The organism is Pseudomonadota bacterium, assembly GCA_022361155.1.
Classification (GTDB): Bacteria; Myxococcota_A; Polyangia; order Polyangiales; family JAKSBK01; genus JAKSBK01.
The window spans coordinates 1-2,843 of record JAKSBK010000084.1 but is presented as its reverse complement, the minus strand read 5'-3'; the positions used below and the strand labels follow the sequence as shown (position 1 = coordinate 2,843).

The following is a 2,843-nucleotide window of genomic DNA, read 5'->3' as shown; positions in this document are numbered from 1 at the left end:
TGAGTATCGCCGAGAACAGCGCTTGACCGAGATCAAGACCTTCGTAGGCAAGCAGCAGATCCGCGAGTACCGCCTCAGCTACCAGACATCGGGCGGCCTGTCTGTGTTGGATCAGGTGGTGGAGTGTGCTCGCAAGCGGGTGGTGCCTCATGGCGCTGCCGAGGACAACGAGCTCAAGTGTCGCGGCTACCTGGATTTCGACTACGATGAGGTGTTGACCGGCTTTGCAGGCAGCTTGCAGAGCCCTGCCATCGGGCTCGACGCGGCCGCTACCGCCGCCCGGCTGGACATCAACGGAAGCGGCAAGGACGACGTGCTGATCATGGACCAGTCCGGCTGGCACATGTTGGTGGATGGGACAAGCTGGCATGCGGCTCCTGCTGCGAGTCTTAGCGGTAACCACTTTGTGATAACCGATTACCAAAACCTTGGTTGGGACGGCATTTTGGCGATACCGCCTGACGGCTCGGAAGTGAAGTACCTCTACTGGTCGAACCATAGGCTAAAGGTTTTGGACAATGCAGTTGCCAGTGGCCTCGCGTTCGACAAGGTGCTCGGCGCCGACGTGGACGGTGACGGTCTGAAGGACCTGCTGTACTGCGACGACGGTAGCTGGACCTTGCGCCGACACCTGCGGACCGGCGGGTTTGCAACCTGGACCGAAGCATGGGGTTTTTGGGGTGTGAACACGTGCACGGGCTCCGAAGTAGTGGACCTGGACGGCAACGGGGTCGAGGAGGTGCTCGTTGCTCACAATTCGGTATCGCGGCTGGTGTACTACCATGCGAAGGACAAGCGAGTGGTTCAGGCGCCGCTGTGGGCTTGGAATCCCACCGGTAGCGGCTTCTGGACAGCGCTCCATCACACCAGGAGCGTGCGCATCGATTGGAACGGTGACGGGCGCCCGGATTTCTTTGATTTCTCGAGTTTGCAGCAAAACGGCGAAGGCGATGCGTTCATAAACGTGGGCAATCCCTTTGTCGCAGTGGTGGACAAGGAGGCCCCCTCCCTGACGGTAGGTCGATACGAAATGAACCTGGCCATGCCGCCGGGCATGACGTTTGACCTGGCTCAGTTTCGGACGGCGCTCGACTCACACCATTACGTGATCGACGAAAACGGCGACGGCAAAGAAGACATCGTCACCTTCTACCAAGAAAAGTGGCTGTCGGTGCGCAGCACACACGATGGCTTCGGCTTTGCACTAGCCGGCATCGAAGCACCGAACCAGTCTCTGACGCGCTACGATGCCAACGGCGACGGCATGAACGACCTCGGCTACTACGACAGTTCCGTCGACGTCTGGCAAGCCGAGCTGCGCACGGGTCCCCACAAGCCCTTGCTCGAAGCGGTCAAGCAACGCGACGCTTTCCGGATGGAGTTCGAATACGAAAACCTGACCAACAGCGACGTGTACGAGCACACGTACCTGGGATGCGGCCATCCCCGCAACTGCCGCTATCCGCGCCATGCCGTGGTCTCCAAGCACTACGTCTGGCAATCGGTGTACAGCGAGGGAGACCCTGTGAGCTTCCGCCGCAACTTCGCCCACCATTACGGGGCAGGTCTTTCGGACCATTCGGGTCGTGGCTGGCTAGGGTTTCAATGGCACACGGTCGTGGACCTGGACCGGGCTGGGGAGCACACCACCAAGTACAGCTTCGACAACCGGACTCGGCTGGACCCAGGGGGCCTTTACCCCTACGCCGGTCGGGTCAAGAAGCGCGAGCAGGTTTCGGACCCGGGTAGCAGCGGAGCAACTTTTCAGAAGCACCTGAATCACGTTGATGCGGAGGCTGACTTCTGGCAGCTGAAAGGACCTAACAACGAGGTTAGGCCCGCCATCCATGTCTACCCCACGACCCGAAAGACCAGCGAGGTTTGGGGCAGCCAAATCACTCGGCAAGTCGACGAGACCTTTAGTGACTACGATGGCTACGGTAATCCGAAGAGCATCGAGACCAAGTACAGCGACGGGCGCACCGATCTGGTGACCACGACGTACGACAACATCGAGGACCACTGGATTTTGGGCCTGCCGGTTTCCAGAACCGTCAAGAGCACCCGCGGGGCAGCAACCAAGAGCCGCAGCACGGGCTACTTCTACTACACCGATAAGAATCACGCCTTCTACCACAAGGGCGTCTTGAAAACCCGCACGATCGAGCGGCAAGACAACAAGGTTAGCTTCACGGCGTTCGGGCACGATGCCCTCGGCAATGTTACGTCGATCGGAGAAGAGGGCGAGACCGCCGATGGTCGCCAGCACCGCACCACGAGCATCGCTTACGACGGCAATAACGTGCTTCCCGTGTCGGTCACCGACGATAATAGCCACACAGTGGACCTGGGTTACGACCGTGGGCTCGGTATGCTGCTACACACCTCCGACCCGGCGCTGCCCAACGACCAGAGGATCGAGACCTTCAGCATCCCGGACGGCTTTGGGCGCCCCCGCTACCAGGTGGACGGCGCGGGCGTGCGAACCCAGTTCAATTACGCTCGGGGAACCGGCCAGGCGACCTCGGTGGTGGTCACCATCCTGGACGAAGGCCAGCTGAACGTCGACAAGACGGTCTGGTCCAGGTCGACGGTGGTGAGCCACGACCTGCATGGGCGTCCCACCCTGACCACAGCGGACGGCAACACCGCCACCCGAGTGCATCAAGCAGCGCGGTACGACGACTTCGGCCGTCTCGAGCGCATCAGCCGCTTCTCCAAAGAGGGCAAGCCCCCCGTCTTTTCGAGCTTCAGCTACGACGCCTTGGACCGCGTGACCTCGGTCATTCGCGGCATCGACAGCGCAGGCCATGAGCTGCCGGACGCCACCACCGAACAGCGCT

At 60.9% G+C, this 2,843-nt stretch carries 1 protein-coding gene; it reads left to right on the top strand.

Annotated elements, in window-relative coordinates; genetic code table 11:
• Positions 1 to 22 precede the first annotated feature (22 nt).
• A partial coding sequence (locus MJD61_02470) for a VCBS repeat-containing protein (GenBank protein MCG8554143.1) occupies positions 23 to 2,843 on the top strand: 2,821 nt, incomplete at its 3' end.